General features: G+C 69.3%; 24 protein-coding genes. 15 read left to right on the top strand and 9 right to left on the bottom strand.

Annotated features, from left to right (window positions below):
• Positions 1-196: 196 nt before the first annotated feature.
• From BHU06_RS14465 to BHU06_RS14455, 3 genes are read left to right on the top strand one after another with little or no spacing between them, the layout of a single operon-like run.
• The gene (locus BHU06_RS14465) at positions 197-1225 is read left to right on the top strand and encodes a sensor histidine kinase (protein ID WP_070399916.1); all 1029 of its coding nucleotides are present in this window, start codon (positions 197-199) and stop codon (positions 1223-1225) included.
• Entirely contained in the window at positions 1222-2706 is a 1485-nt protein-coding gene (locus tag BHU06_RS14460) for an ATP-binding protein (protein ID WP_070399915.1), read from the top strand. Before BHU06_RS14465 ends, BHU06_RS14460 begins: the two co-directional genes overlap by 4 nt.
• A 31-nt stretch (positions 2707-2737) precedes the next feature.
• Positions 2738-3316, top strand: a complete 579-nt coding sequence (locus BHU06_RS14455) for a DUF1439 domain-containing protein (RefSeq protein ID WP_070399914.1) — start codon at positions 2738-2740, stop codon at positions 3314-3316.
• A gap of 6 nt (positions 3317-3322) precedes the next feature.
• Here the strand turns inward: BHU06_RS14455 and xerD are convergent, their stop codons facing one another.
• Positions 3323-4240 carry a site-specific tyrosine recombinase XerD gene (xerD, locus tag BHU06_RS14450; protein ID WP_070399913.1) on the bottom strand — a complete coding sequence of 306 codons (918 nt, stop codon included), beginning with the start codon at positions 4238-4240 and terminating at the stop codon, positions 3323-3325.
• A gap of 8 nt (positions 4241-4248) precedes the next feature.
• Entirely contained in the window at positions 4249-5187 is a 939-nt protein-coding gene (locus BHU06_RS14445; RefSeq protein WP_254668186.1) for a tripartite tricarboxylate transporter substrate binding protein BugE, read from the bottom strand.
• A 256-nt stretch (positions 5188-5443) separates the two neighbouring features.
• On the opposite strand from BHU06_RS14445, the gene BHU06_RS14440 reads away from it, so the two are divergent.
• The 5 genes from BHU06_RS14440 (at position 5444) to BHU06_RS14420 (ending at position 10528) form a co-directional block, all read left to right on the top strand.
• A complete protein-coding gene (locus BHU06_RS14440) occupies positions 5444-6403 on the top strand; it encodes a TAXI family TRAP transporter solute-binding subunit (protein WP_083293248.1) in 960 nt (319 codons plus the stop codon).
• A 72-nt stretch (positions 6404-6475) separates the two neighbouring features.
• A complete protein-coding gene (locus BHU06_RS14435; protein ID WP_070399911.1) occupies positions 6476-8530 on the top strand; it encodes a TRAP transporter permease in 2055 nt (684 codons plus the stop codon).
• A 13-nt stretch (positions 8531-8543) separates the two neighbouring features.
• Positions 8544-8954, top strand: coding sequence for a DUF1850 domain-containing protein (locus BHU06_RS14430; protein ID WP_083293247.1), 411 nt, complete (start codon positions 8544-8546; stop codon positions 8952-8954).
• Between the two features lie 29 nt (positions 8955-8983).
• Positions 8984-9898, top strand: coding sequence for an AEC family transporter (locus BHU06_RS14425; protein WP_070399910.1), 915 nt, complete (start codon positions 8984-8986; stop codon positions 9896-9898).
• A gap of 75 nt (positions 9899-9973) precedes the next feature.
• Entirely contained in the window at positions 9974-10528 is a 555-nt protein-coding gene (locus BHU06_RS14420; protein ID WP_070399909.1) for a glutathione peroxidase, read from the top strand.
• A gap of 66 nt (positions 10529-10594) precedes the next feature.
• Here the strand turns inward: BHU06_RS14420 and BHU06_RS14415 are convergent, their stop codons facing one another.
• From BHU06_RS14415 to BHU06_RS14405, 3 genes are all read right to left on the bottom strand, one after another.
• The gene (locus BHU06_RS14415; protein ID WP_070399908.1) at positions 10595-11794 is read right to left on the bottom strand and encodes a branched-chain amino acid ABC transporter substrate-binding protein; all 1200 of its coding nucleotides are present in this window, start codon (positions 11792-11794) and stop codon (positions 10595-10597) included.
• Positions 11795-11957: 163 nt separating this feature from the next.
• Complete coding sequence (locus BHU06_RS14410) at positions 11958-12389, bottom strand: DNA polymerase III subunit chi (RefSeq protein WP_070399907.1); 432 nt, start codon at positions 12387-12389, stop codon at positions 11958-11960.
• Positions 12390-12403: 14 nt separating this feature from the next.
• Positions 12404-13897 (bottom strand): leucyl aminopeptidase, encoded by a 1494-nt coding sequence (locus BHU06_RS14405; protein WP_070399906.1) that lies wholly within the window; start codon positions 13895-13897, stop codon positions 12404-12406.
• A 27-nt stretch (positions 13898-13924) separates the two neighbouring features.
• Between BHU06_RS14405 and lptF the strand changes: the two genes are divergently transcribed.
• From lptF to BHU06_RS14380, 5 genes are all read left to right on the top strand, one after another.
• Positions 13925-15031: an LPS export ABC transporter permease LptF gene (gene lptF, locus BHU06_RS14400; protein ID WP_070399905.1), complete on the top strand. Its 1107-nt coding sequence runs from the start codon at positions 13925-13927 to the stop codon at positions 15029-15031.
• Entirely contained in the window at positions 15028-16146 is a 1119-nt protein-coding gene (gene lptG, locus BHU06_RS14395; protein ID WP_070399904.1) for an LPS export ABC transporter permease LptG, read from the top strand. The genes lptF and lptG overlap by 4 nt, the downstream gene beginning before the upstream one ends.
• Before the next feature lie 2 nt (positions 16147-16148).
• Entirely contained in the window at positions 16149-16514 is a 366-nt protein-coding gene (locus BHU06_RS14390; RefSeq protein WP_070399903.1) for a sirohydrochlorin chelatase, read from the top strand.
• Positions 16511-17455 (top strand): CysB family HTH-type transcriptional regulator, encoded by a 945-nt coding sequence (locus BHU06_RS14385; protein WP_070399902.1) that lies wholly within the window; start codon positions 16511-16513, stop codon positions 17453-17455. The genes BHU06_RS14390 and BHU06_RS14385 overlap by 4 nt, the downstream gene beginning before the upstream one ends.
• Before the next feature lie 112 nt (positions 17456-17567).
• Positions 17568-18746 (top strand): pyridoxal phosphate-dependent aminotransferase, encoded by a 1179-nt coding sequence (locus BHU06_RS14380; RefSeq protein ID WP_070399901.1) that lies wholly within the window; start codon positions 17568-17570, stop codon positions 18744-18746.
• Between the two features lie 72 nt (positions 18747-18818).
• On the opposite strand, the gene BHU06_RS14375 is transcribed toward BHU06_RS14380, so the two are convergent.
• Positions 18819-19535 (bottom strand): (2Fe-2S)-binding protein, encoded by a 717-nt coding sequence (locus BHU06_RS14375; protein WP_083293246.1) that lies wholly within the window; start codon positions 19533-19535, stop codon positions 18819-18821.
• A gap of 108 nt (positions 19536-19643) precedes the next feature.
• Positions 19644-23534 carry an ATP-dependent RNA helicase HrpA gene (gene hrpA, locus BHU06_RS14370; protein ID WP_070399900.1) on the bottom strand — a complete coding sequence of 1297 codons (3891 nt, stop codon included), beginning with the start codon at positions 23532-23534 and terminating at the stop codon, positions 19644-19646.
• Positions 23535-23610: 76 nt separating this feature from the next.
• Between hrpA and argA the strand changes: the two genes are divergently transcribed.
• Positions 23611-24951: an amino-acid N-acetyltransferase gene (argA, locus tag BHU06_RS14365; protein ID WP_070399899.1), complete on the top strand. Its 1341-nt coding sequence runs from the start codon at positions 23611-23613 to the stop codon at positions 24949-24951.
• A gap of 7 nt (positions 24952-24958) precedes the next feature.
• On the opposite strand, the gene BHU06_RS14360 is transcribed toward argA, so the two are convergent.
• Complete coding sequence (locus tag BHU06_RS14360; protein WP_070399898.1) at positions 24959-25474, bottom strand: disulfide bond formation protein B; 516 nt, start codon at positions 25472-25474, stop codon at positions 24959-24961.
• Between the two features lie 7 nt (positions 25475-25481).
• Positions 25482-26252: a ferredoxin--NADP reductase gene (locus BHU06_RS14355; protein ID WP_070399897.1), complete on the bottom strand. Its 771-nt coding sequence runs from the start codon at positions 26250-26252 to the stop codon at positions 25482-25484.
• A gap of 242 nt (positions 26253-26494) precedes the next feature.
• Between BHU06_RS14355 and BHU06_RS14350 the strand changes: the two genes are divergently transcribed.
• On the top strand, positions 26495-26770 hold the full coding sequence (locus BHU06_RS14350; protein ID WP_070399896.1) for an oxidative damage protection protein: 276 nt from the start codon (positions 26495-26497) through the stop codon (positions 26768-26770).
• The last annotated feature ends 1 nt before the right edge of the window (position 26771 follow it).

Here is a 26771-nt window from a genome sequence, read left to right as displayed (position 1 = left end):
TCCCATCGGGCGGGCACCGCGGTATCGGGCGTTGCCCGCCGATCAAACGGCAAGGGTTAACCCTTTGTCCGACGGGCTGGCACCGTGCGCCGTGACGCGTTGCGCAATGAGCGGGGCCACGACGCGCTCAACCTCTGCCCCGCTTGAGCCGATACGTTTGGTGACATAACATGCCGCAGGGGAGGAACGCCTTGCCATGCCGAGCAACCGCATCGAACTCGACGACTACCTGGGTCAGGCATTCCACCGCATGCCCGTCGCCATGATCGTGGTGAACCAGCGCGGCCAGATCACACGCCTCAATCAGCTCGCCGAGACCACCTTCGGCTACGAGGCCAGCGAGCTCATCGGCCAACCCGTCGAGGCCCTCATTCCCCAGCGCTTCCGCGCCGCCCACCCGCACTACCGCCAGGGCTTCCTGGCCGAGACCAGCGCGCGCCCCATGGGCCTGGGCCGCGACCTGAGCGGCCTGCGCAAAGACGGCAGCGAGTTCCCGGTGGAAATCGGCATCAACCCGGTGGAAACCGACGAGGGACCGATGATCCTGTCGGTGATCCTGGACCTGTCCGAACGCAAGCAGGCCGAGAAGCGCATCCAGGACGCGCTCACGCAGAAGGACCTGCTGCTGCGCGAGGTGCACCACCGCGTGAAGAACAACCTGCAGGTGATCCACAGCCTGCTCGACCTGCAGGCCCTCAAGCTGGCCGACCACGAGGTGGTGGAGGTGCTGCGCGACAGCCAGAACCGCATCCGCTCGATGTCGCTGATCCACCAGACGCTGTACCAGTCGCGCAACTTCGCGCGCGTCGATTTCCAGCGTTTCCTCGACGAGCTGCTGCCCAGCCTGACCGAGTCCTACCGCTCGGTGGCGGGCCTGGTGTCCATCGCCATCGACGCGCACGAGGTCAAGCTGCCCATCAACGAGGCCATCCCCTGCGGCCTGGTCATCAACGAGCTGGTGAGCAACGCGCTCAAGCACGGCTTCACGCAGGGGCGCGGCGGGCAGATCACGGTGTCCGTGCAGCAGCATGGCGAGCGCACGATCGAGCTGTCCGTCAGCAACGACGGCCACGCCATCCCCGGCACGCTCGACCTCGAACAGACCACCACGCTGGGGCTGCAGCTCGTGCAGCTGCTCACGCGACAGCTCAACGGCAGCTTGGACATCCAGCGCGCGAACCCCACGCGGTTCACGCTGCGCTTCGACCTGGAGGGGGAGGCATGACCGCCGCAGCGAGTGCATCGAAGATCCTGATCGTGGAAGACGAAGGCATCGTCGCCTTCAACCTGCAGCAGCGGCTGCAGCACATGGGCTACCGCATCACCGGCCTGGCCGAATCGGGCGCCGAGGGCCTGGCGCTGGTCTCGCGCGAGCGGCCCGACCTGGTGCTCATGGACATCCACATCAAGGGCGAAATGGACGGCATCGAGCTGGCCCGCGCGCTCAACCGCGACTTCGACCTGCCCATCATCTACCTCACCGCGTACTCGGAAGACACCACGCTGGAGCGCGCGCGCCGCACGCGGCCCTACGGCTACCTCATCAAGCCCTTCTCCGAACGCGAGCTGCACGCCACCGTGCAGATGGCCCTGGAGCGCCACGCGATGCAGTCGGCGCTGAGCGAGAGCCAGGCGCTGCTGCGCCAGTCGCTGGACGCCGCGGCCATGGGGCTGATCGACTGCCTGCCCACGGCCGACCGCCTGCACCTGAGCGGGCCGCCGGCCGAACGGTTGGGACTGGACCCCGCCGGGGAGCACCCGCTGTCGGCCCTGTTGGCGCGGCTGGACGAGGCCGGGCGCGAGCGCCTGAGGGACGACTGGGCGCAGCCCGGGCCGCGGCGCCACACCCTGCGCGCGCGGACCATGGACGGCGGCCACCGCTGGCTGCAGCTCGACACCGTGGCCGACCCGGACGGCCGGGTGCGCGGCGTGGTGCAGGACGTCACGGAACGCGAACAGGCCCGCCTGGCGATGCAGCGCGTCAACGAAGAACTCGAAGACCGCGTGCTGGAGCGCACCGCCGAGCTGCGCCAGCACGTGCGCGAGCTCGAGGCCTTCAGCCACACCGCGGCGCACGACCTGCGCTCGCCCATCCGCGCCATCTCGGGCCTGGGGCAGATCCTGGCCGAAACCCACGGCGCCGCGCTGGGCGACGACGGCCGCCGCATGCTCGATCGCATGTCGCACGCGGCGCACCGCATGGGCGAGCTCATCGATGCGCTGCTGAGCCTGTCCAAGCTGTCGCGCGCGCCGCTGTACCGCGCCGAGGTGGACCTGGGCGCGCTGGCGCGCGAGGTGGAGCGCGCCCTGCGCGAGGCCGAACCCGCGCGCGAGATGCGCGTCGAGGTGGCCGACGGCCTGCGTGTGCAGGCCGACCACGCGCTGATCCGCAGCGTGATCGACAACCTCATGCGCAACGCCTGGAAGTTCACTCGCGAACGGGAGCAGGGCCTCATCGAGGTCGGCCGGCAGGACGAGGACGGGCGGGTGGTGTACTTCGTGCGCGACAACGGCTGCGGCTTCGACATGGTCCACGCCGACAAGCTCTTCGGTGCCTTCTTCCGCCTGCACGACGAGCAGCACTACGGCGGCTCGGGCCTGGGGCTGAGCATCGCCCAGCGCATCGTGCAGCGCCACGGCGGCGAGATCTGGGCCCAGGGCGAGGTAGGCCGGGGCGCCACGGTGTACTTCACGCTGGGCGGCTGAACCCTCACGGCGGGTGGGCCTCCAACCGCCCATGCACCGCCGAACCCTGCTCCTCTCCTTCCCCTGGCTGTGCGCCGCACTCGGCGCCACGGCAACGGCCCGCGCGGCGGACGCCGACCAGGGCAAGCCCGCCGGGTACGCCGTCTCCACCGAGCAGATACAGCAGGCGCTGGCGCAGCGCTTCCCGCTGCGTTACCCGGTGCCCGGCGTGCTGAACCTGGACCTGCAGACGCCCCGCCTGCGCCTGCTGCCCCAACGCAACCGTCTGCTCGCCGAGATGGCGGTGCAGGCCAGCGGCCCGGCCCTCCACCGCACGCACCAGGGCGGTTTCGACGTCGACTTCGCCCTGCGCTACGAGGCCAGCGACCGCACGCTGCGCGCGCAGCAGCTGCACCTGAGCCGCCTGCGCTTTCCCACGCTGCGGCCCGAGGTGGTGGACATGCTCAACGCCTACGCTCCCGCGCTGGCCGAGCAGTCGCTGCGCGACGTGGTGCTGCACCAGCTGCAGCCACAGGACCTGAAGGCCGTGGAGGCCATGGGCCTGCAGCCGGGCCCCATCACCGTGACCGAGACGGGCCTGGTGATCGGCCTGGTCCTCAAGCCACTGTGACGGCCCTCAGCCGCGCGGGTGGTGCTGCGCCACCACCGTCTTGAGCCGCTCGCGCGCCACATGGGTGTAGATGGTGGTGGTGGAGATGTCGGCGTGGCCCAGCAGCATCTGCACGGCGCGCAGGTCGGCGCCGTGGTTGAGCAGGTGGGTGGCGAAGGCGTGGCGCAGGGTGTGCGGCGACAGCGGCGCGGTGATGCCGGCCTCGCGCGCGTAGCGCTTGACCAGCTGCCAGAACATCACGCGCGTCATGGCCGAGCCGGCGCGCGCGCCGCGCGAGGTGACGAACAGGTCCTCGCTCGCCAGGCCGCCCAGGATCGCCGGCCGGCCTTCGGTGAGGTAGCGCTGCAGCCAGTCGCCCGCCACCTGGCCGAAGGGCACCAGCCGCTCCTTGTTGCCCTTGCCCGTGATGCGAAGCACCTGCTCGGCCAGCCCCAGGTGCCAGGTCTTGAGGGTGACCAGTTCGCTCACGCGCAACCCGCTGGCGTACATCAGCTCCAGCATGCTGCGGTCGCGCAGGCCCAGCGGGGTGCCGTCGTCCGGCGCGGCCAGCAGGGCCTCCACCTGGGCCTCGCTCAAGGTCTTGGGCACGCGCAGCGGCTGGCGCGCGGGCGCCAGCCGCAGGGTCGGGTCGGCGGTGATGAAACGCTCGCGCAGGGCCCAGCGGTAGTAGCGGCGAAACACCGTGAGGCGGCGGTTCGCCGTGGTGGCCCGCGTCTGCGCGTGGCGCTCGGCGAAATAGCCGTGGATGTCGGCTTCCAGCGCCTCGGGCAGGGCCTTGCCCTGGCCGCGCAGCCAGGCGTCGAAGAGCGCCAGGTCGCGGCGGTAGGCATCCAGGGTGTTGCGCGACAACCCCTCTTCGAGCCAGAGGCTGTCGATGAAGGCCGACAGCGTGGGGTGCTCGTCGGCCTTCTTGCTGGGGGCCATCCGCCGAATCAGTCGAGCCGCAGCTTCTGCTTGGCCACCACCTGCTTGTAGACCTCGAACTCGGCCTTGATCTGCGCCGCGAACTCGCTCGGCGAGTTGCCCACCACCAGCGAGCCGGTGTCCTCGATGCGCTTGCGCACCGCCGGATCCTTCAGCGCCTCGGCGGCGGCGGCGTGGATCTTGTTCACCACATCGGCCGGCAGGCCCTTGGGACCGATCAGGCCGTAGTAGGCCATGCGGTTCACCGGCTCCAGGCCCATTTCCTTGAAGGTGGGCACGTTGGGCAGGGCCGCCACGCGCTGCGGCGCCGCCACCGCCAGCGCGATCAGGCGCCCGCCCAGGATATGCGGCAGCGCCGAGGGCAGGTTGTCAAAAATGATCGGCACCTGGCCACCGATGGTGTCGTTGAGGGCCGGGCCCGCGCCGCGGTAGGGAATGTGCGTGATGAAGGTGCCCGTCAGGCTCTTGAACAGCTCGGTCTGCAGGTGGCCGATGCCGCCCGTGCCCGAGCTCGCGTAGCTGTACTTGCCGGGGTTCTTCTTCACCTCTTCGAGAAAGGCCTTGAAGTCCTTGGCCGGGAAGCTGGGGTGCACCGCGATCACGTTGGGCGTGGCCGCGATGTTCATGATGGGCGTGAAGTCGTTGAGCGTGTCGTACGGGATCTTGGGGTTGATCGCCGGGTTGGCCGCCGTGGTCGACACCGTGGCCACGCCGATGTAGTGGCCGTCGGGCGTGGCGCGCGCCAGTTCCTGCGCCCCCACCACGCCACCGCCGCCGGCGCGGTTGAGCACGATCACGTTCTGGCCCAGCGCCTTGCCCAGCGGTTCGGACATGACGCGGGCGATGATGTCGGTGGTGCCGCCGGGCGCGAACGGCACCTGCAGCGTGACGGGCTTGCTGGGAAAACCCTGGGACAGCACCGGGCCGGCGGCAAGAACCAGGCCCATGGCCAGGGCGGCCAGGTTGACGGAGCGACGTAGGACCATGCGATGGACTCCAAAGGGGGAAATGACGGCGACGCGGCACGCAAACAGCATGCCCACGGCGGGCGCCATTGTGGGCCACGGCCCCACGACAGGCATCCGTGGTGCTACGGCCTGGGGAAAACCCGGGGCCGCCTACGCGTTTCCCGCGAAGCGCGGGGGCCGAACCCTGGGTTAAGGTCGCCCATCCCTCATCCACCACAACATCAGGAGACATCGCATGCGTCTGATCCGCCACATCGGCCTGGGCATCAGCCTGGCCGCCGCACTCGCCGCCAGTGGCGCCGCCCTGGCGCAACAACAGTTCGTCAACGTGCTGACCGGCGGCCAGGCCGGGGTGTACTACCCGCTCGGCGTGGCGCTGGCGCAGGTGTATGGGCAGAGCATTCCGAACGCGCGCGCCACCGCGCAGGTGACCAAGGCGTCGGCCGAAAACCTCAACCTGCTGCAGGCCGGCCGCGGTGAACTGGCCTTCTCCCTGGCCGACGCGGTGTCCGACGCCTGGAACGGCAACGCCGAGGCTGGCTTCACGAAGAAGCTCGACAAGCTGCGTGGCCTCTCGGCCACCTACAACAACTACATCCAGATCGTGGCCAGCGCGGACTCGGGCATCAAGACCTTGGCCGACCTGAAGGGCAAGCGGGTGTCCGTGGGCGCCGCGCGCTCGGGCACCGAACTCAACGCCCGCGCCATCTTCAAGGCCGCGGGCCTGGGCTACCAGGACCTGGCCAAGGTGGAGTACCTGCCATTCGGCGAATCGGTCGAGCTCATCAAGAACCGCCAGCTCGACGCCACGCTGCAGTCCGCCGGCCTGGGGGTGGCCTCCATCCGCGACCTGGCCACGGCGGTGAAGATCGTGGTGGTGCCGATCCCCGCCGAGGTCGTTGCGAAGGTCGGCGATCCGGCCTATCAGCCGGCCACCATCCCGGCCAACACCTACGGCGGCCAGGCGGCCGATGTGCCCACGGCGGCGATCCCGAACTTCCTGGTCACGCATTCCGGTGTTTCCGACGAACTGGCCTACCAGATGGCCAAGCAGCTCTACGCCAACCTGGACAAGCTGCACGCCGCGCACAACGCGGCCAAGGCCATCAACCCCGCCAATGCCATCAAGGGCATGCCGGTTCCCCTGCACCCGGGCGCCGAGCGCTACTACAAGGAAGCGGGCCTCATCAAATAGGCCTTCTGCCTTGAACACACGGCCCCGCACGGGGCCGTTCTGCTTTCTTGCCCGTCCCGAGTCGAGGATTTCATGAGCGACGCGACACCCTCTGCCGACACCCCCACCCACGCGCCCTTGCGCGGCGCCATCTTCTGGGTGGCCATCGCCTTCTCGGCCTACCAGATCTGGATGGCCTCCTTTCATCCCCTGTCGAGCCAGGTGATTCGGGCCATCCACGTGGGCTTCGTCCTGCTGATGATCTTCGCCCTGTACCCGCCCTTCGGACAGCGCGAGGGGGCACTGGGCGCGCTCGGCCGAGCGCTGGGGTGGGTGCTGGGCGGGGTCGGCTTCCTGTTCGGGCTGTACCACTGGGTCTACGAAGCCGACCTGACCGCGCGCGCGGGCGAGCTGATCGCACCGGACTGGGTGGTCGGTGTGGTCACCATCGCACTGGTGTTCGAGGCCGCGCGACGGGTCATGGGCTGGGGCCTGCCGCTGATCTGCGCGATGTTTCTTGCCTACGCCCTGTTCGGCCAATACCTGCCCGGCGTGCTCGCCCACCGGGGCTATGGACTCGACCAGGTCGTTGGCCAACTCGGCTTCGGCACCGAGGGCATCTACGGCACGCCCACCTACGTGTCGTCCACCTACATCTTTCTGTTCATCCTGTTCGGCGCCTTCCTGGAACAGGCCGGCATGATCCGCCTGTTCAACGACTTCGCCATGGGCACCGTGGGCCACACCCGAGGCGGCCCGGCCAAGGTGTCGGTCATCTCCTCCGGACTGATGGGCACCATCAACGGTTCCGGCGTGGCCAACGTGGTCACCACGGGCCAGTTCACCATTCCGCTGATGAAACGGTTCGGCTACTCGCCGGCCTTCGCCGGCGGCGTGGAGGCCACCGCCAGCATGGGCGGGCAGATCATGCCGCCGGTGATGGGCGCGGTGGCCTTCATCATGGCCGAGACGATCAACGTGCCCTACGTGGACATCGTCAAGGCCGCCCTGATTCCCGCCATCCTCTACTTCGGTACCGCGTTCTGGATGGTGCATCTCGAAGCCGGCCGCAAGGGCCTGCTGGGACTGCCCAAAGACGAATGCCCCAATCCCTGGACCGCCGTCAAGGACCGCTGGTATCTCCTGCTGCCACTGGCCGGCCTGGTCGGCCTGCTGTTCTCCGGCTACACACCGCTGTTCTCGGGCACGGTGGGGCTGGGGCTCACGGTCATCCTGATCTTCGGCGCCGCCGTCATCAGCGGCGTCAAAGGCCATACGCTGCGCGTGCTGGCCTGGGTGCTGCTGGGCCTGGCCACGGCGGGCTTCTACCGCTTCGGGGTGGGCACCTTCTACGTGATCACGCTGCTGTTGATCGCCCTGACCTTTGCGCTTCGCCGCGGCGGCGATGCCCGCCAGCTGGCCGTGCAGAGCCTGGTGGATGGGGCGCGCCACGCGCTGCCGGTGGCCATCGCCTGCGCGCTCGTGGGCGTGATCATCGGGGTCATCAACCTCACGGGCGTGGCGGCCGAAATCGGTGGACGCGTGATCGCCATCGGGCACGACAACCTGTTCCTAGCCCTGCTGCTGACCATGCTCACCTGCCTCGTGCTGGGCATGGGCATTCCGACCATCCCCAACTACATCATCACCAGCTCGCTCGCCGCACCGGTGCTGCTGGAACTCGGCGTGCCGCTGATCGTCTCGCACATGTTCGTTTTCTACTTCGGCATCATGGCCGACCTCACGCCACCGGTGGCCCTGGCCTGCTTCGCGGCCGCGCCCATCGCGCGGGAGACGGGGCTGAAGATCAGCGTTCAGGCGATCCGCGTGGCCATCGCCGGGTTCATCATGCCCTTCATGGCGGTGTACTCCCCCGCGCTGATGCTGCAGAGCGACGACTGGGGCGCCGTGGCCTACGTCGTCCTCAAGGCGGTGCTGGCCATCGCCATGTGGGGGGCCGGCGCCATCGGCTTCCTGTTCGCGCCGCTGGCGTGGTGGGAACGCCTGTGGGCGGTGGTGGCTGCCTGCTTCCTGGTGGCCGCCCTGCCACTCACCGACGAGATCGGCCTGGCGGCGATCGTGCTCTTCGTCGCCTGGCACTGGTGGCGCACGCGCCGCCCGGCGATGGGCCGGGCCGGCGCGCGCTGAGGCGGGCGGCCAAGTGTCGGCGGGTCTGCTGGGGCTGTGCCTGGCGCTGGCCGCCGCCCCGCAACAAGTGGTCTTCGTGCCGGGCCGGCACTTCACCCTGGCGTGGACGCACAGCATCGAAAAGGTGCGCTGGGAAGAAGACTACGAGGTGAGCGGACCGCCCGCGCGCCTGTTGGCCAGCGCCGCGCGCATCAAGGGCTCCGCGGCGGGCATGGAACCGCCGCCCGACGCGCGGTTGCGCGACGGCTGGTACCACTACACGCCCACGGAGCGATCGCCCCGGCGGCTGCCGCTCACGCGCTCGGAGTTCACCGCCGACTTCGAGTTGTGCGTGAACGGCCGCTGCCAGCCCATGGGCCACTGGCTGCCCTCCGATGGCAACGTCACCGAAATGACGGCCTGCGAGCGGGCGGCGTCGCGCTGAGGCCACGTCGCGCCCTTACGATTCGCGCCGTGAACTTCGCCCAACTGCTCTTTCCCGATTTCTCGCTCATCCTGTGCGGCTACCTGGTGTGCCGCTTCACCAAACTCAACCGCCCGGTGTGGGAGCAGGTCGAGAGCCTGGTCTATTACTTCCTGTTCCCGGTGCTGCTGTTCCAGAGCATCGTCAAGAACCCGCTGGACCTGGGGGCCGCCTCCGCCCTGGTCGGCGCGGCCGTGTCGCTCGCGCTGTGCGCCATCGCCCTCACCTACTCGCTGCCGCACTGGCCCTGGCTGGGCCGGCGCATCGACGTGCGGCTGCACGCGGCCAGCGCGCAGGTGGGCTTTCGCTTCAATTCCTTCATCCTGCTCGCGCTGGCCGACCGGATCGCCGGCCCGCAGGCGCTGCTGATGGTGGCGGTGATCATCGGCTGCTGCGTGCCCATCTTCAACGTGGGGGCCGTCTGGCCCATGGCGCGCCACGCCAACAAGGGCTTCGGGCGCGAGCTGCTGCGCAACCCGCTGATCATCGCCACCGCCTCGGGCCTGCTCGCCAACCTGCTGGGCTTCTCGCTGCCCGACTGGCTCTCGCCCACGGTCAACCGCATCGGCCAGGCCTCGCTGGCGCTGGGTCTCATGGCGGCCGGCGCGGGCATGCAGTTCGGCAGCATGGCCTCGGCCAAAACCCTGGCGGTGGCGGTGCTGGCCATCAAGCACCTGGCCATGCCGCTGATGGCCTTCGGCCTGGCCCGGCTGTTCCGGCTGGACGCCACGCAGACCGCCGTGCTGCTGACCTTTTCCGCCGTGCCCACGGCGTCGAGCTGCTACGTGCTGGCTGCGCGCATGGGCTACAACGGGCCCTACGTGGCGGGACTGGTGACGCTGTCCACGCTGCTGGGCATGCTGAGCCTGCCTTTCGCGCTGGGGGTGCTGGGCGGCCTTCGCTAGGGCTTCCCCCGGCTCGCGCCAGGGGCGCTGGGACGCCCGGTTGTCGACCGTCGGGCGGCGGCCCACAATCCCCGCATGAAACGCCGCCACCTCTGCCTCGCCGCCCCGCTGGCCCTGCTGGGCGCCCCCTTTGCCCGGGCGGGCGCCTGCCCCGCCCTGTTGAACCACCGCTTCCCCCGCCTGCAGGACGGCGCGCCGCAGGACCTGTGCCAGTACGCGGGCAAGGTGCTGCTGGTGGTCAATACCGCCAGCTACTGCGGCTTCACCAAACAATACGAAGGCCTGGAGGCGCTGTTCGCCAAGTACCGCGAGCAGGGGCTGGTGGTCCTGGGATTTCCGTCGAACGATTTCGCCCAGGAAACCGGCGATGCGAAGCAGATCGCTGAGCTGTGCTTCAACACCTACGGCGTGCGCTTCCCCATGTTCGACAAGAGCGTGGTCACGGGCGCGCAGGCCAACCCGCTGTACCTGCAGCTGCGCCAGGCCACCGGCGTGTCGCCGCGCTGGAACTTCCACAAGTACCTCGTCGGCCGCGACGGCCACGTGATCGATCAGTTCGCCAGCGCCACCGAGCCCATGGGCCACACCCTGACCCGGGCCGTGGAGGCGGCACTGGCGGCCAAGGGCTGAGCGCCGCCCGCCCAAAGAAAAAGCCACCGCGAGCGGTGGCTTTTTGCTTGCCGAGGGCTGAGGGGATCAGCGGATCACGGCGATGGTGGTGCGGTTGCCGCCCTTGTAGGTCATGAGCGTCAGGGCACCGTTCTTGATGTCGCCCTTCTCGTCGAACTCGATCTTGCCGGTCACGCCGTTGTAGTTCGTGGCCTTGAGCGCGGGCAGGTAGACCTTCGGGTCGGCCGAGCCGGCGGTGACCATGGCGTTGGCCATGACCTTGACGGCGTCGTACACGTACGGGGCGTACACCTGCACGTCGGCGTTGAACTTGGTCTTGAAGTCGGCGCGGAACTTGTCCATGCCGGCCTTCTGCTCGCCCTCGACACCACCGGCCTCGGCGCAGTAGACCTGCTCGTCGCTGATGCCGTCGCCGGCCAGCTTGGGCAGCTCGGAGGTGCAGATGCCGTCGCCGCCCATGAACTTGGCCTTGATGCCGAGCTGCTTCATCTGCTTGAGCATGGGGCCGGCCACGGCGTCCATGCCGCCGAAGAACACCACGTCCGGCTTCTTGGCCTTCAGGGTGGTCAGGATGGCGTTGAAGTCGGTCGCCTTGTCGTTGGTGAACTCGCGGCCCACCACGGTGCCGCCAGCGGCCTTCACGCCCTTCTCGAACTCGTCGGCCACGCCTTGGCCATAGGCCGTGCGGTCGTCGATCACGGCCACGTTCTTGGCCTTGAGGGTTTCGATGGCGTACTTGCCGAGCGTGCCGCCCAGGTGCACGTCGTCGGCCACCACGCGGAACGCGCCCGGGAAGCCCTGACGGGTGTACTTGGGGTTGGTCGCCGAGGGCGAAATCTGGGGGATGCCCGCGTCGTTGTAGAGCTGCGAGGCGGGGATGGTGGTGCCGGAGTTCAGGTGGCCGATGACGCCGTTGACCTTGGCGTCGACCAGCTTCTGCGCGGCGGCCGTGCCCTGCTTGGGATCGGCGGCGTCGTCTTCGGCCAGCAGCTCGAACTTGGCCTTGGCGCCACCGATGGTGAGGCCGGCGGCGTTCAGTTCCTCGATCGCCATGCGGGCGCCGTTCTCGTTGTCCTTACCCAGGTGAGCGATCGCGCCGCTGGTGGGGCCGACGTGACCGATCTTGACCACGACCTCCTGCGGTGCGGCCGGAGCGGGTGCCGCAGCGGGCGCCGCGGCGGGAGCGGGAGCAGCCTCTTCCTTCTTGCCACAGGCGGCGAGCGCGACGGCGGCGGCAAGCACTGCCAGTTTCATGTTCACTTGCATGGGATTTCCTTGATAAGGATGGATTGATTTGCGGAGGGAACTTTTTTTCTCCACCGCATAAAGATACTCCAAAACGATCCGGCTTTTGGCCGGGACAGCAGCCTAAAGCAGGGTTCGGAGAGCCGTTCGAGGGTTTTCCTGAAGCCCTCGCGCGGCCCGGGGCTCACTCGCTGGCGGCCTTCAGGTCGTGGCGCTGCGGCTCGATGCCGTCGGCCTGGTAGCGGCGCCAGCGCTGGCGCGCCGAGGCGCGGTCCTCGTCGTTCAGGCCCACGACCTCGATCACGCGCTCGAAGCGCGTGTAGTCGTCCGGCACGGCCTCGCCCAGGTTGACCAGCACCTGGGTGGGCGCGCGCTGGTCCGGCCGCTCGAGCAGGTGGATGGGCGAGTGGCGGCGCGTGGGCTCGGGGTCGGCCTGAACACAGTGGGGCACGAACTCGCCCTGGGCGAGCAGCCACAGCCCGCGGTCCAGGGCGTCGATCTGGTCGCCGGGCGCCAGCACGGTCACGCGCGCGCCCTTCAGGTAGGCCTTGCGCAGCAGGCGGCAGACGTAGGCGGCCTTGTCGGGCGCGTTGAAATGAAAGGCCACCTCGGCCACGGCGCGGCCCGGCTTCAGCGGCTGGCGGTGCGCGCCTTGGCCTTGGCTTTCGCCTGGCCGGCGGGGCGCGCGGCCTCGTTCAACAGGTACTGCAGCAGCAGCGGCACCGGGCGGCCGGTGGCGCCCTTGGCCGCGCCACCGCGCCAGGCCGTGCCGGCGATGTCCAGGTGCGCCCAGGGCAGTTCGGTGGCGAAGCGCTGCAGGAACTTGGCCGCCGTGATGGCGCCGCCCGCGCGACCGGCCACGTTGGCCACGTCGGCGAAGTTCGACTTCAGGCCCTCGGCGTAGTCGTCGTCCAGCGGCAGGCGCCAGCACAGGTCGCCCGACTGCTCGCCGGCCTCGGCCAGGGCCGCGGCCAGGTCGTCGCGCGCGCTGAACAGGCCGCTGCGCACCGCGCCCAGGGCGATGACACAGGCGCCCGTGAGCGTGGCGATGTCGACCACCGCGCGCGGCTTGAAGCGCGCGGCGTAGGTGAGCGCGTCGCACAGGATCAGCCGGCCCTCGGCGTCGGTGTTGAGGATCTCGATGGTCTGGCCGCTCATGCTCTTGACCACGTCACCGGGCTTGATGGCGCGCCCGTCGGGCATGTTCTCGCAGCTGGGGATGAGGCCCACCACGTTGATGGCCGGCTTGGCCTCGGCCAGGGCGGCGAAGGTGCCCAGCACGCTGGCCGCGCCGCCCATGTCGAACTTCATTTCGTCCATTTCGGCCGCCGGCTTCAGGCTGATGCCGCCGGTGTCGAAGGTGATGCCCTTGCCGACCAGCACCACGGGGGCGTCGGCCTTGGCCGCGCCCTGGTAGCGCAGCACGATGAAGCGCAGCGGCTCGGCCGAGCCCTGGGCCACCGCCATGAACGAGCCCATGCCCAGGGCCTCCACCTCGCGCGGGCCCAACACCTCGGCCTTGATGCCGGGCAGGCGGCCGAGCTGGCGCGCCGCGTCGGCCAGGCGGCTGGGCGTGGCGTGGTTCGCCGGGCGGTTGGCCCATTCCTTGGCGAACTCCACGCCCGCCACCACGGCCTTGCCGGCCTGGAAGCCCGAACGCACGGCGCCGGCGTCGTTCACGCCAAAGGTGACCTTGGCCAGGGCGCGCGGCTTGGCGCTCGGCTTGGTGGTGGTGTACACGTAGGAGGCGTCGGCGCAGGCCTGCACGGCGGCGCGCAGCCCATCGGCGTCGACCGCCACGAGAGAGAACACCACCGCCAGGCGGGTGACGCCCGGCGCCTTGAGCTGGGCCACGCCCGCGCCCACCGCCTTGCGCAGCGCGGCCGCGTCGGCCGTGCCGGCGCGCACCAGCAGCACGCGCGGCGCCTTGATGCCTTCGGGCCGGTAGCAGGCCAGGCTCTTGCTCACGCCGCCTTCCAGGTCGTCGTCCTTGAGCGCCCGGGCCACCAGCGCGTGCAGCGGCGACTGGCCCTTGGGCAGCGCATCGGGCACCAGCACCAGCAGCGCATCGGCGGGGAATTCGGCGGCCTGGGCCGGGCTCAGGGTCTTGAGGTCGAAGTTCATAATTCGGGTTCGTTCTGTAGCCAATCGATGTTATTCCATTCGTCCATCCGCAAGGAGCTGGCCCGCAGCTTCGGGGCCACCCTGGTGATCCTCTTCACCATCGTGCTCACCATGCTGCTCATCCGCACGCTGGGGGCGGCGTCCAAGGGCAGCGTCGATCCCCAGGAGATCATGCTGGTGCTGGGCTACACCGTCATCGGGCGCATGCCCACGGTGCTCACCCTGGCGCTGTTCATCTCCATCGTGTTCACGCTCTCGCGCATGTACCGCGACAGCGAAATGATCATCTGGTTCACCAGCGGGCGCTCGCTGGGGGGCTTTCTGGGGCCGCTCCTGCGCTTCGCCTGGCCGGTGCTGCTGGTGATCATGCTGATGGTGTTCTTCGTCTGGCCCTGGGCGAACCAGCAGGTGAACGACCTGCGCGACCGCTTCGAGCGGCGCGGCGACCTGGAGCGCGTGGAGCCCGGGCAGTTCCAGGAATCCTCCAGCGGCCGGCGCGTGTTCTTCATCGACAAGGACACGGCCGACGGCACCGAGGGCCGCAACATCTTCATCTCCAGCTCCGAGGCCAACGGCAGCGAAACCATCACCTCGGCGCGCTCGGGCCGCATCGAGTGGCTGGACGAGCGCCAGTTCCTGATGCTCAACAACGGGCAGCGGCTCGAAACGCGGCCCGATGGCAGCCTGCGCGTGAGCGACTTCGCCGAGTACGGCACGCAGATCGGCCAGGCGGGCGGCAACCTGGGGGCGGGCGTGGAGCTCAAGGCCCGCCCAAGCTGGGAACTCATCATGGACCCCAACCGCGCCAACCTGGCCGAGCTGGGCTGGCGCGTGGGCCTGGCGATCACGGCCTTCAACTTCGTGCTGATCGCCCTGGCCACCACCGTGGGCAACCCGCGCGCGGGCCGCAGCGGCAACCTGTTCTTCACGCTGTTCGCTTTCGTCTTCTATTACAACCTGCTCAACATCGGGCAGAACTGGGTGGCGCGCGGCGTGATCGATCTGCTGCCCTTCATGCTGGGCCTGCACGGCGGCGTGCTGCTGCTCACGCTGGTGTGGTTCTACAAGCGCCACCAGGGCCTGAGCCTGCGCGACCTGCTCACCGGCTGGCGCCGCCGGGAGGCCGACGCATGAAAACCATCCGCCGGCTGATCTATGGCGAGGTGTTCGCGGCCGTGTTCTTCGTGCTGCTGGCCTTCCTGTCGCTGTTCTTCTTCTTCGATTTCGTTGACGAATTGCCCGACATCGGCAAGGCCTCGGTGCTCGACCCGACGCGCGTCTACGGCCTGCCGGACGCCCTGCTCTACGTGGGCCTGCTCACGCCCAGCCGCATCTACGAGCTGCTGCCGATCGCGGTGCTGATCGGCTCGGTGTTCGTGCTTGCGCGCCTGGCCCAGGGTTCGGAATACACCATCCTGCGCACCAGCGGACTCGGGCCCTGGCGCGCCCTGCGCACCATGCTGGGGCTGGGGGCGGTGTTCGTGCTGCTGACCTTCGCCATCGGCGATTACCTGGCGCCGCTGGCCGACCGCGGCGCTCAGCTGCACAAGGCGCGCTTCCAGGGCGCCATCAGCCTGGGCCAGACCGGCGCCTGGCTGAAGGAGAAGCAGCCCTACAGCAACTTCTCGGTCAACGTGGGGTCGATGTCGCCGCAAGGCGATCTGGGCAATGTGCGCATCTTCGAGTTCAACAACCAGGGCTTCCTGGTGTCCACGCTGCACGCGCAGAGCGGGCGCATCGAGGCCGACGAGAGCTGGACGCTGCGCAAAGTGGAGCGGCGCGAGTTCGACGCCGCTGGCCAGCAGTCGGCCAAGGTGCAACGCAGCACGCTGGAGAGCTTTCGCTGGCCCACCAGCCTGAACGCCGAAATGGTGTCGGTGGCCCTGCTCAAGCCCGAGCGCATGCGCACGGCCGACCTGTTCGCCTACATCCGCCACCTGGAGGCCAACGGCCAGACCGCTCAGAGCCACGAGATCGAGTTCTGGCGCAAGGTGTTCTACCCGCTGTCCTGCCTCGTGATGGTGGTGCTGGCCCTGCCCTTCGCCTACCTGCACTTCCGCTCGGGCAGCATCACGGGCTACGTGTTCGGTGGCGTGATGATCGGCATCAGCTTCTTCCTGCTCAACAACGTGTTCGGCTACATCGGCAACCTCAACCAGTGGCAGCCCTGGCTGGCGGCGGCCTCGCCGGCGCTCATCTATTCGGTCTTCTCGCTGGGCGCCTTCGGGTGGCTGGTGCTCAAGCGCTGACCATGCTGGGCGTCATCGTCTTCGCCCATGGCTCGCGCGACCCGCAATGGCGCGCGCCGGTGGAGGCCGTGGCACGGCGCATCGCCGAGCGCGCGCCCGACACGCTGGCCGGCACCGCCTACCTGGAGCTCACGGAGCCCGATCTGCCCACGGCCGCGCGGGTTCTGGTGCGCGCCGGCGCCACGCGCCTGCGCGTGCTGCCGCTGTTTTTCGGCATGGGCCGGCACGCGCGCGAGGACCTGCCCCAGCTGGTGGAGGGTCTGCGGCGGGAGCACCCGTCCGTGCCCGTCGAGCTCATGCCCACCGCCGGCGAAGACCCGCGTTTGATCGATTTGCTGGCCACACAGGCCTTGAAGGAGGGTGCATGAACCTGCACCAGTTCAAGTTCGTGCAGGAGGCGGTGCGCCGCAACCTCAACCTCACCGAGGCCGCCAAGGCGCTGCACACCTCGCAGCCCGGCGTGTCCAAGGCCATCATCGAACTGGAGGACGAGCTCGGCATCGAGATCTTCGCCCGCCACGGCAAGCGCATCAAACGCGTCACCGAGCCGGGCCAGCAGGTGCTCAAGAGCATCGACATCATCCTGCGCGAGGTGAACAACCTCAAGCGCATCGGCGAGCAGTACTCGGCGCAGGACAGCGGCACCCTGTCCATCGCCACCACCCACACCCAGGCGCGCTACGTGCTGCCGGGGCCGGTGGCCGCGCTGCGCCAGGCCTACCCCAAGGTCGGCATCAGCCTGCACCAGGGCTCGCCCGACCAGGTGGCGCGCATGCTGATCGAAGAGGTGGCCGAGATCGGCATGGCCACCGAATCGCTGGTGAACTACCCCGAGCTCGTCACCCTGCCCGCCTACGAATGGCAGCACGTGCTGGTGTTCCCCTTCGACCACCCGATGCTCGCGCGCGAGCGCATTGGCCTGGAAGAGCTGGCGCAGTTGCCGCTCATCACCTACCACCCCAGCTTCACCGGGCGCACGCGCATCGACCAGGCCTTCGCGCTGCGCCACCTGCAGCCCAACATCGTGCTCGAGGCCATCGACTCGGACGTGATCAAGACCTACGTGAAGCTGGGCATGGGCGTGGGCATCGTGGCCGAGATGGCGGTCAAAGGCGAGAACCAGACGCCCGACCTGGTCTCGCGGCCCGCGGGCGCGCTGTTCGGCCACAACCTGGCCCGCGTGGCCTTCAAGCGCGGCACCTACCTGCGCCAGTTCGTGCTGCGCTTTGCCGAGCTGCTGTCCGAGCGCCTGTCGCGCGAGCTGATCCAGCGCGCCATGGCCGGCGAACCCGACGAATATGACATTTGACACCCCCGCGCCGGCCTGACGGCCGTCACCCCCTCAAGGGGGCAACACCAGCGGCCCAGCAAAGCCGGTTCCGCGGTGTTTCTCGATCCGCCACCGCAAGCGCCACGCTCTCATGACCTCGAACGCACCTCGCACCCCCGCTCTCACCTCCCGCCTGCCCCAGGTGGGCACCACCATCTTCACCGTGATGTCCACGCTGGCGGCCGAGCACGGCGCGGTCAACCTCGGCCAGGGTTTTCCCGACTTCGGCTGCGACCCGGCCCTGCTGGACGCGGTCGACGGGGCCATGCGCGCCGGCCACAACCAGTACCCGCCCATGACCGGCGTGCCCGCGCTGCGCCAGGCCATGGCCGACAAGGTGCAGGCGCTGTACGGCCGCCGCTACCACCCGGACACCGAGATCACCGTCACCGCCGGCGCCACGCAGGCCATCCTCACCGCCATCCTGGCCGTGGTGCACCCGGGCGACGATGTCATCGTTCTGGAGCCCTGCTACGACAGCTACGTGCCCAACATCGAGCTGGCGGGCGGGCGCGTGGTGCGCGTGCCGCTGGTGCCGGGCAGCTTCCGCCCCGACTTCGACGCCATCGCCGCGGCCATCACGCCGCGCACGCGCGCCCTGATCGTCAACACCCCGCACAACCCCAGCGGCATGTGCTGGACGGACGCCGAGATGCGCCGCCTGGACGAGCTGCTGGCGCCCACCGACATCGTGCTCATCAGCGACGAGGTCTACGAGCACATGGTGTTCGACGGCGTGCCGCACCACAGCGCCGCGCGCTACCCCGGCCTGGCGGCGCGCGCCTTCATCGTCAGCAGCTTCGGCAAGACCTACCACGTGACCGGCTGGAAGGTGGGCACCGTGCTGGCGCCCGCGCCGCTCACGGCCGAATTCCGCAAGGTGCACCAGTTCAACGTGTTCACGGTGAACACGCCCATGCAGCACGCGCTGGCCGCCTACATGGCCGACCCCGCGCCCTACCGCGATCTGCCGGCCTTCTACCAGCGCAAGCGCGACCTGTTCCGCCAGGGCCTGGCGAAGACGCGGTTCCGGCTGCTGCCGGGCGAAGGCACCTACTTCCAGTGCGTGGACATCTCCGCCCTGGCCGTGCCCGAGCGCGAACTGCCGGAGGCCGATTTCTGCCGCTGGCTCACGACCGAGATCGGCGTGGCGGCGATCCCGCTGTCGGCCTTCTATGGCGACGGCTTCGACCAGAAGGTGGTCCGCTTCTGCTTCGCCAAGAAGGACGAGACCCTGCTCGCCGCTCTGGAGCGCCTGCAGCGGCTGTGACCGATCCGGCGCCGGGCCGCCCCCGGCCGGATCGGCCCCCTGGGGGGCCGCCGTGGCGCGTGCAGACCGTGCTCAGCAACGGATGGGGTTGCGGCAGAAGCGCTCCAGTTCGCGCACCGTGCTGCGCCCCGCCACCGCCTGGCGCACGCCGGGCCCCATCTCCAGGCTCAGCTTCATTTCGTACTTCTTGAAAAACGCCTCGAACAGCTCGCCGCCGAGCGTGCCGGTGGCGGTGAGCTGATCGCTCCTGGCGTCGTGCTCCAGCAGCACCGCGCACAGCGGCTGCTCGGCCGGGCCGCGCAGCACCTGGGCGCCGCGCGCGGGGTCGTACTGGCTGTGGTCGGCGCAGCAGTGGATCAGGTCGTTGCCCTGGCTGGGCGTCTGCGGGTTGGCCGCCGGGCCTTTGCGGAAGCTGATGAAGCTCAGCTCCTTCGTGGGGTAGACCAACTGGTGCGCGCAGATGGCCGAAAAGGCCACCACGCTGCGCTTCGCCCCCACGCCGCCGGGCCATTCGTAGGCCTGCTTGTCCTGGGTCGCCAGCTTCGTGGGCGGCGCGGCCTTGCCCAGGTCGAGCAGGAAAACCGGCGTGGCCTCGAAGGGGTAATGGAACACGTAGTTGACCTGGGCGCGCAGCTGGCTGGCCTTGACCGGCTGGCCCTGCTCGTCCACCAGCAGGGTGCGCGCGTAGGCGCGCGGCCGGGCGTCGGCGGCCCAGGCGGTGCGGGCCAGAACGCCGCTCAGGGCGGCGGCGCCGACGGCGCACGATTCGACGAAATCACGGCGGTCCATGGGCGGTCTCCTCATGACCGCGCCAGTGAATCGCAGCAGGCCCCGCCCGTCAATTCGCGGCGGCCATGCCCGAGCGCCGCGTGGGTGAAACGCCGGAACCGGCGGCCCTCAGGCCTGCAGCTGGGCCCAGGCCTTGTCGAGCCGCTTCAGGCTCACCGGCTGCGGCGTGCGCAGTTCCTGGGCGAAGAAGCTCACGCGCAGCTCTTCCAGCAGCCAGCGCAGCTCCTGCAGGCGAGGGTCCTGCACGCCCTTGCGCTCGGCCACCAGGCGCCAGTAGCGCTGGTCCTGCGGCTTGAGCTCGGCCAGGCGCGCGGCGTCGCGCGCGGGGTCGCCGCGCTGCTTGTCCAGCCGCAGTTGCACGGCCTTCAGGTAACGCGGCAAATGCTGCAGCTGCGCGTGCGGCGTCTCGACCAGAAAACGCCGCCCCACCAGGCGCTGCAACTGCTGGGCGATGTCGGCGGCCACGTCGGCGGGCGGCTTGGCGTCTTTCAGCTTGCGCTGGGCGGCGGCGAATTCGGTGAGGATGGCGCCGGCCGAGCGCGCGATCTCGGCGGCGATGAGGTTGAGTCGCCCACGCCCGTCGGCCACGCGCTGCTCGAAGGCCTTGGCATCGGCCGGCAGCGGCTCCTGCAGGAAGGCGCGGTCCAGCGCCAGCTCCAGGAGCTGCTGGCGCAGCTCTTCCAGCGTGCCGCCGCCGCGCTCCTTGTCCACGCCCATGAAGGCCGCGCCCATGGCCTGCAGGCCGGGGATGTTTTTCTCCAGGTACTTCAGCGCGTCCTTGATCTGCAGCGCCACCAGGCGGCGCAGGCCCTCGCGGTGGCGCGCCTGCGCCAGTTCGGGCTCGTCGAAGACCTCGATGCGCACCGCGTCGCCGTCGTCCACCAGCGCCGGAAAGCCGATCAGGGTCTGGCCGCCGCGGCGGATCTCCAGCAGCTCGGGCAGCTCGCCGAAGTCCCAGCGGGTGTGGCGCTGGCTGGCGTCCACCGCAGGCGCGGCCGGCGGCGCTGCCTTGGCCACGCGCGTGGCCTGGCCCGCCAGGGCCGGCGATGGCGCGCCTGGCGAAGCACCCGCCGGCGCCGGCACGGCCGCCGGCACCTTGAGCGCCGCCAGGGCCTGGAAGGCACCGCGCGCCTGCGACCCCAGCTCGGCCTTGAGCGCGGCCAGGCTGCGCCCCTGGCCCAGCTGGCGGCCGTGCTCGTCCACCACGCGCAGGTGCATGAAGAGGTGCGCCGGCAGCTGGTCGGCCTTGAGGTCGTTGCGCACGATGTCGAGCTGGGTCGCCGCGCGCACCAGCTTGAGCACGGCGTCGAGGAAGTTGCCCTGGGCGAAGCCCTCGGGCGCGCACAAGGCCTCGGTGAAGCGCTCGGCCGTGGCCGGCAGCGGCACCAGGCGCGAGCGCGGGCGCTGGTGCAAGGTTTTGAGCAGGGCCAGTACCTTGTCCTTCAGCATGCCGGGCACCAGCCAGTCGATGCGCTCCTCGCTCACCTGGTTGAGCGCGTAGATGGGCACCGTGACCGAGAGGCCGTCGCGCGGATCGCCGGGCTCGTGCAGGTAGGCCGCGGCGCAGTCCACGCCGCCCAGGCGCACGGTGCGCGGGAAGGCCTGGGCCGTGATGCCGGCGGCCTCGTGGCGCATGAGGTCCTCGCGCGTGAGGAACAGCAACTTGGGGTTCTCGCGCGCGGCCTGGGCGTACCAGCGCTCGAAGGCGGCGCCGTTGCACAGCTCGGCCGGGACCTGTTCGTCGTACCAGGCGTAGATGACCTCGTCGTCCACCAGCACGTCCTGCCGGCGCGACTTGTGCTCCAGCTCCATCACCTGGCGCACCAGTTTCTGGTTGGCGGCCAGGAAGGGCAGCTTCGTGTCCCACTCGCCCTGCACCAGGGCCTCGCGGATGAAGATCTCGCGCGCGCCGGTCGGGTCGATGCGGCCGTAGTCGGCGCGGCGGTTGTGGTAGATCACCAGACCATAGAGCGTGGCGCGCTCCAGCGCCGACACGCGCGCGGCCTTCTTTTCCCAGTGCGGGTCCAGCAGCTGCTTCTTGAGCAGGTGCGCGCCCACGCGCTCCACCCAGGCGGGCTCGATGGCCGCGATGCCACGCCCGAACAGGCGCGTGGTCTCCACCAGTTCGGCGCAGACGATCCAGCGGCCGGGCTTCTTGCTGAGATGGGCGCCGGGGTGGCGGTGGAATTTGATGCCACGCGCGCCGAGGTACCAGTCCTCGGTTTCGCTCTTGACGCCCAGGTTGCCGAGCAGGCCGCTGAGCATGGCGCTGTGCAGCTGCTCGTAGCTGGCCGGCGTGGTGTTGGGCTTCCAACCCTGCTCGCCCACCACGGTGTGCAACTGGCTGTGGGTGTCGCGCCACTCGCGCACGCGGCGCACGTTGATGAAGTTCTCGCGCAGCAGGTTCTCGTATTGGCGGTGGCTGAGCTTGTGCGCCTGCCCGTGGCCGCCACGGCTGTCCTCCAGCCACTTCCAGAGCTTGAGCGTGCCGGTGAACTCGCTCTTCTCGTCGTCGAACTTGGCGTGCGCCTGGTCGGCCTGGGCCTGCTTGTCGATGGGCCGGTCGCGCACGTCCTGCACGCTGAGCGCGGCGGCGATGACCAGCACCTCGTCCAGCGCGTGGTGCTCGCGCGCGGCCAGGATCATGCGGCCCACGCGCGGGTCCAGCGGCAGCCGCGCGAGCGACTGGCCGGTGGGCGTGAGTTGGTTGTCGTCGTCCACCGCGCCGAGTTCGGCCAGCAGCTGATAGCCGTCGGCGATGGCGCGCCGCTGCGGGGCGTCGACGAAGGCGAAGTCTTCCACCGCGCCCAGGTGCAGGGCCTTCATGCGCAGGATGACGCCGGCCAGCGAGCTGCGCAGGATCTCGGGGTCGGTGAAGCGGGGGCGGTTGTTGAAGTCCGCCTCGTCGTAGAGGCGGATGCAGATGCCGTCGGCCACCCGTCCGCAGCGGCCCGCGCGCTGGTTGGCCGCGGCCTGGCTGATGGGCTCGATCTGCAGCTGCTCGACCTTCTGGCGAAAGCTGTAGCGCTTGACGCGCGCGGTGCCGGCGTCGATGACGTAGCGGATGCCCGGCACCGTGAGCGAGGTCTCCGCCACGTTGGTGGCCAGCACGATGCGGCGCTGGCCGTGCGGCTGGAAGATGCGGTCCTGCTCGGCCTGGCTCAGGCGCGCGAACAGCGGCAGCACCTCGGCATGGCGGTTCAGCGGCTGGTGGGCCAGGTGCTTGCGCAGGTGGTCGGCGGCCTCGCGGATCTCGCGCTCGCCCGGCAGGAAGATCAGGATGTCGCCGCCCTGGCCGCCGCGCCACAGCTCGTCCACGCCGTCGGCGATGGCGTCGTTCAGATCGAACTCGCGGCTTTCCTCGAAAGGCCGCCAGCGCACTTCGACGGGGTAGGTGCGACCCGAGACCATGAGCACCGGCGCCGGGCCCTTCGACGAGGAAAAGTACGCGGCGAAGCGGTCGGCGTCGATGGTGGCCGAGGTGACGATCACCTTCAGGTCGGGCCGGCGCGGCAGCAGCTGGCGCAGGTAGCCGAGCAGGAAGTCGATGTTGAGGCTGCGCTCGTGCGCCTCGTCGATGATGATCGTGTCGTAGGCGTTCAGGTCCGGGTCGGTCTGCGTCTCGGCGAGCAGGATGCCATCGGTCATCAGCTTGACCGAAGCCTCGCGCGAGAGCCGGTCCTGGAAACGCACCTTGTAGCCCACCACCTCGCCCAGCGGGGTCTTCAGTTCCTCGGCGATGCGCTTGGCCACCGAGCTGGCGGCGATGCGCCGCGGCTGGGTGTGGCCGATCAGGCGGCCGCGCTGGCCGGGCTTCGCATTCAGGCGGCCGCGCCCCATGGCCAGCGCGATCTTGGGCAGCTGCGTGGTCTTGCCCGAGCCGGTCTCGCCGCAGACGATGACCACCTGGTGCTCGCGCACCGCCGCCTCGATCTCGTGGCGGCGCGCCGACACGGGCAAGGCCTCGGGGAACTCCAGGTGCAGGGCGGGCGTGGGCAAAACGGGACTTCGGTGAAAATCGGCGAACCCGCGATTATCCGGTGCCCCCACGCCCCCTGCAGCCACCCCCGACCTGATGTCCAACGTCTTCAACTTCACCTTCGTCCCGTGGTTCCGCTCGGTCGCGCCGTACATCCACAAGCACCGAGGCAATACCCTGGTGGTGGGCATCGCGGGTGAGGCGATCGCGGCGGGCAAGCTGCAAAACCTGGCGCAGGACCTGGCACTGATCCAGAGCATGGGCGTGAAGATCGTGCTGGTGCACGGCTTCCGGCCGCAGGTGAACGAGCAGCTGCGCCTCAAGGGACACGAGGCGAAATACTCGCACGGCATGCGCATCACCGACGAGGTGGCGCTGGACTGCGCGCAGGAAGCCGCCGGCCAGCTGCGCTACGAGATCGAGGCCGCCTTCAGCCAGGGCCTGCCCAACACGCCCATGGCCGGCGCCACGGTGCGCATGATCTCGGGCAATTTCGTCACCGCTCGGCCCGTGGGCCTGATCGACGGCGTGGACTTCCTGCACTCGGGCCTGGTGCGCAAGATCGACACCGACGGCATCCAGCGCTCGCTGGACATGGGCGCCATGGTGCTGCTCTCGCCCTTCGGCTTCTCGCCCACCGGCGAAGCCTTCAACCTCACCATGGAGGACGTGGCCACCTCCGTGGCGGTGTCGCTGCAGGCGGACAAGCTGATCTTCCTCACCGAGATTCCCGGCATCCGCGTGGACGCGGCCAACCCAGACAGCGAGATCGACACCGAGCTGCCCCTGGCCGACGCCAAGCGCCTGCTCGCCAGCCTGCCCAAGCCCGAGCGGCCCACCGACACCGCCTTCTACCTGCAGCACTGCATCCGCGCCTGCGAAGGCGGCGTCGAGCGCAGCCACATCCTGCCCTTCGCGGTAGACGGCTCGCTGCTGCTGGAGATCTACACGCACGACGGCATCGGCACCATGGTGGTGGACGAGAAGCTGGAGAGCGTGCGCGAGGCCTCGATCGACGATGTCGCGGGCATCGTGGCGCTGATCGAGCCGTACGAGAAGGACGGCACCCTGGTCAAGCGCGACCGCCACGAGATCGAGCGCGACGCCGGGCTCTACACCATCATCGAGCACGACGGCGTGATCTTCGGCTGCGCCGCGCTCTACCCCTACCCCGAGGAACGCACTGGCGAGATGGCCGCGCTCACGGTATCGGGGCAGTCACAGAGCCAGGGCGACGGCGAGCGCCTGCTCAAGCGCATCGAGGCGCGCGCGCGCGCCCAGGGGCTGCAGAGCATCTTCGTGCTCACCACGCGCACCATGCACTGGTTCATCAAGCGCGGCTTCGTGCAGGTCGGCGCCGACTGGCTGCCCGAGGCGCGCAAGCGCAAATACAACTGGGACCGGCGCAGCCAGGTGCTGGTGAAAAAGCTGGCCTGAACGCCGCTCAGGCCGCCGCGCGGCGGCGCGCCAGCAGCATCCAAGCGGCCAGCCCCCCGAAGGCCACGAACCACAGGAAAGACCAGTTCGCGATCGTCAGACCGAGGAAGGTCCAGTCGACCTTGGCGCAGTCGCCGCTGCCGCGAAAGATCATGGGAATGGCGCGACCCAGCGGAAAGGCCTCGATCATCCCGAAGAAGTCGCGCCCGCAGGCCATGATCTCGGGCGGGTTCCACTGCAGCCAGCTCTGGCGCGCGGCGGTAAAGGCGCCGAAGGCCGCGAACAGGCCCATCAGCGACACACCGGAGGCGCGCGCCACCGGCGAACGCAGACAGGCCGCCACGCCCGCCAGCACCGCCACCAGGATCAGCGCGTAGCGCTGCACGATGCACATGGGGCAAGGCTCCAGCCCCACCACGTGCTGCAAATACATGCCGAAGGCCAGCAGGGCCACGCTGACCGCGGCGATGAGGGCGAGCACCCGTCGGGGACGCTGGCCGGGCAGCGCGAGCAAGCCGTTCATGCCGGCCTCAGCTCACGAAGGCGCGTTCGATGACGAACTCGCCCGGCGTGGTGGTGTTGCCTTCCTTGAAGCCCAGCTTCTCGCACAGGGCCTTGAGGTCGCGCAGCATTTCGGGGCTGCCGCAGATCATCACGCGGTCCTCGGCGGGGTTGAGCGGGGGCAGGCCCAGGTCCTTGGCGACCACCCCGTCGGCCAGCAGCTGCGGGATGCGGCCCTGGTGCATGAAGGGTTCGCGCGTGACCGTGGGGTAGTAGAGCAGTTTCTGTTTGACCATGTCGCCGAGGAATTCGTCCTGCTTGAGCTGCTCTGTGATGAGCTCGCGGTAGGCGAGTTCCTTGACCTGGCGCACGCCGTGGATCAGCACCACCTGTTCATAGCGCTCGTAGGTCTCGGGGTCGCGGATGATGCTCATGAACGGCGCCAGGCCGGTGCCCGTACCCAGCAGGTACAGGCGCTTGGCCGGCAGCAGGTAGTCGGTGAGCAGCGTGCCGGTGGGCTTGCGGCCCACGATGACGGTGTCGCCGGGCTGGATGTGCTGCAAGCGCGAGGTGAGCGGGCCGTCCTGCACCTTGATGCTGAGGAACTCCAGGTGCTCCGCCCAGTTCGGGCTGACGATGCTGTAGGCTCGCAGCAGGGGCTTGCCGTCCACCCGCAGGCCGATCATCGTGAAATGGCCGTTGGAGAAGCGCAGCGAGGTGTCGCGCGTGGTGGTGAAGCTGAAGAGCCGGTCCGTCCAGTGGTGAACGCTCAGCACGCGCTCTTCGTTGAATGCACTCATGATGAAAGATGATCCCGGGAGAAAGACGGGTCGTTATTGTAGAAAGTGGCGCTGTCGCGGCGGCGTGGCCCGACCCTGACGGGATTGAGGCCGATCAAAGATTGCTACAGTGCGGGCCTCGCGATGGCCCGTGACCGCTGGTCGCGCATCTTGCCGCAGCGGCGCGCGAAACCGAACGAATCGTTTATTCCATCCGATATAACTCCCTCGCATAAAGAGGGGCCCACGACAAGGATTCACCGATGGCACGAATGGTTCAATGCATCAAGCTCGGCAAGGAAGCCGAAGGCCTGGATTTCCCGCCCTACCCCGGCGAACTGGGCAAGAAGATTTTCGAGAACGTGAGCAAGGAGGCCTGGGCCGCCTGGCTCAAGCAGCAGACCATGCTGCTCAACGAGAACCGGCTCAACATGGCCGACGCCCGCGCCCGCCAGTACCTGGCGCGCCAGATGGAAAAGCACTTCTTCGGCGAAGGCGCCGACCAGGCCGCCGGCTACGTGCCGCCCAGCGCGTCCTGAT

It is taken from the genome of Hydrogenophaga sp. PML113 (assembly GCF_001777155.1).
GTDB classification, from domain to species: Bacteria; Pseudomonadota; Gammaproteobacteria; order Burkholderiales; family Burkholderiaceae_C; genus Hydrogenophaga; species Hydrogenophaga borbori.
Note: the sequence above shows the minus strand (reverse complement) of the source record. Positions and strands in the feature narration are given on the sequence as shown.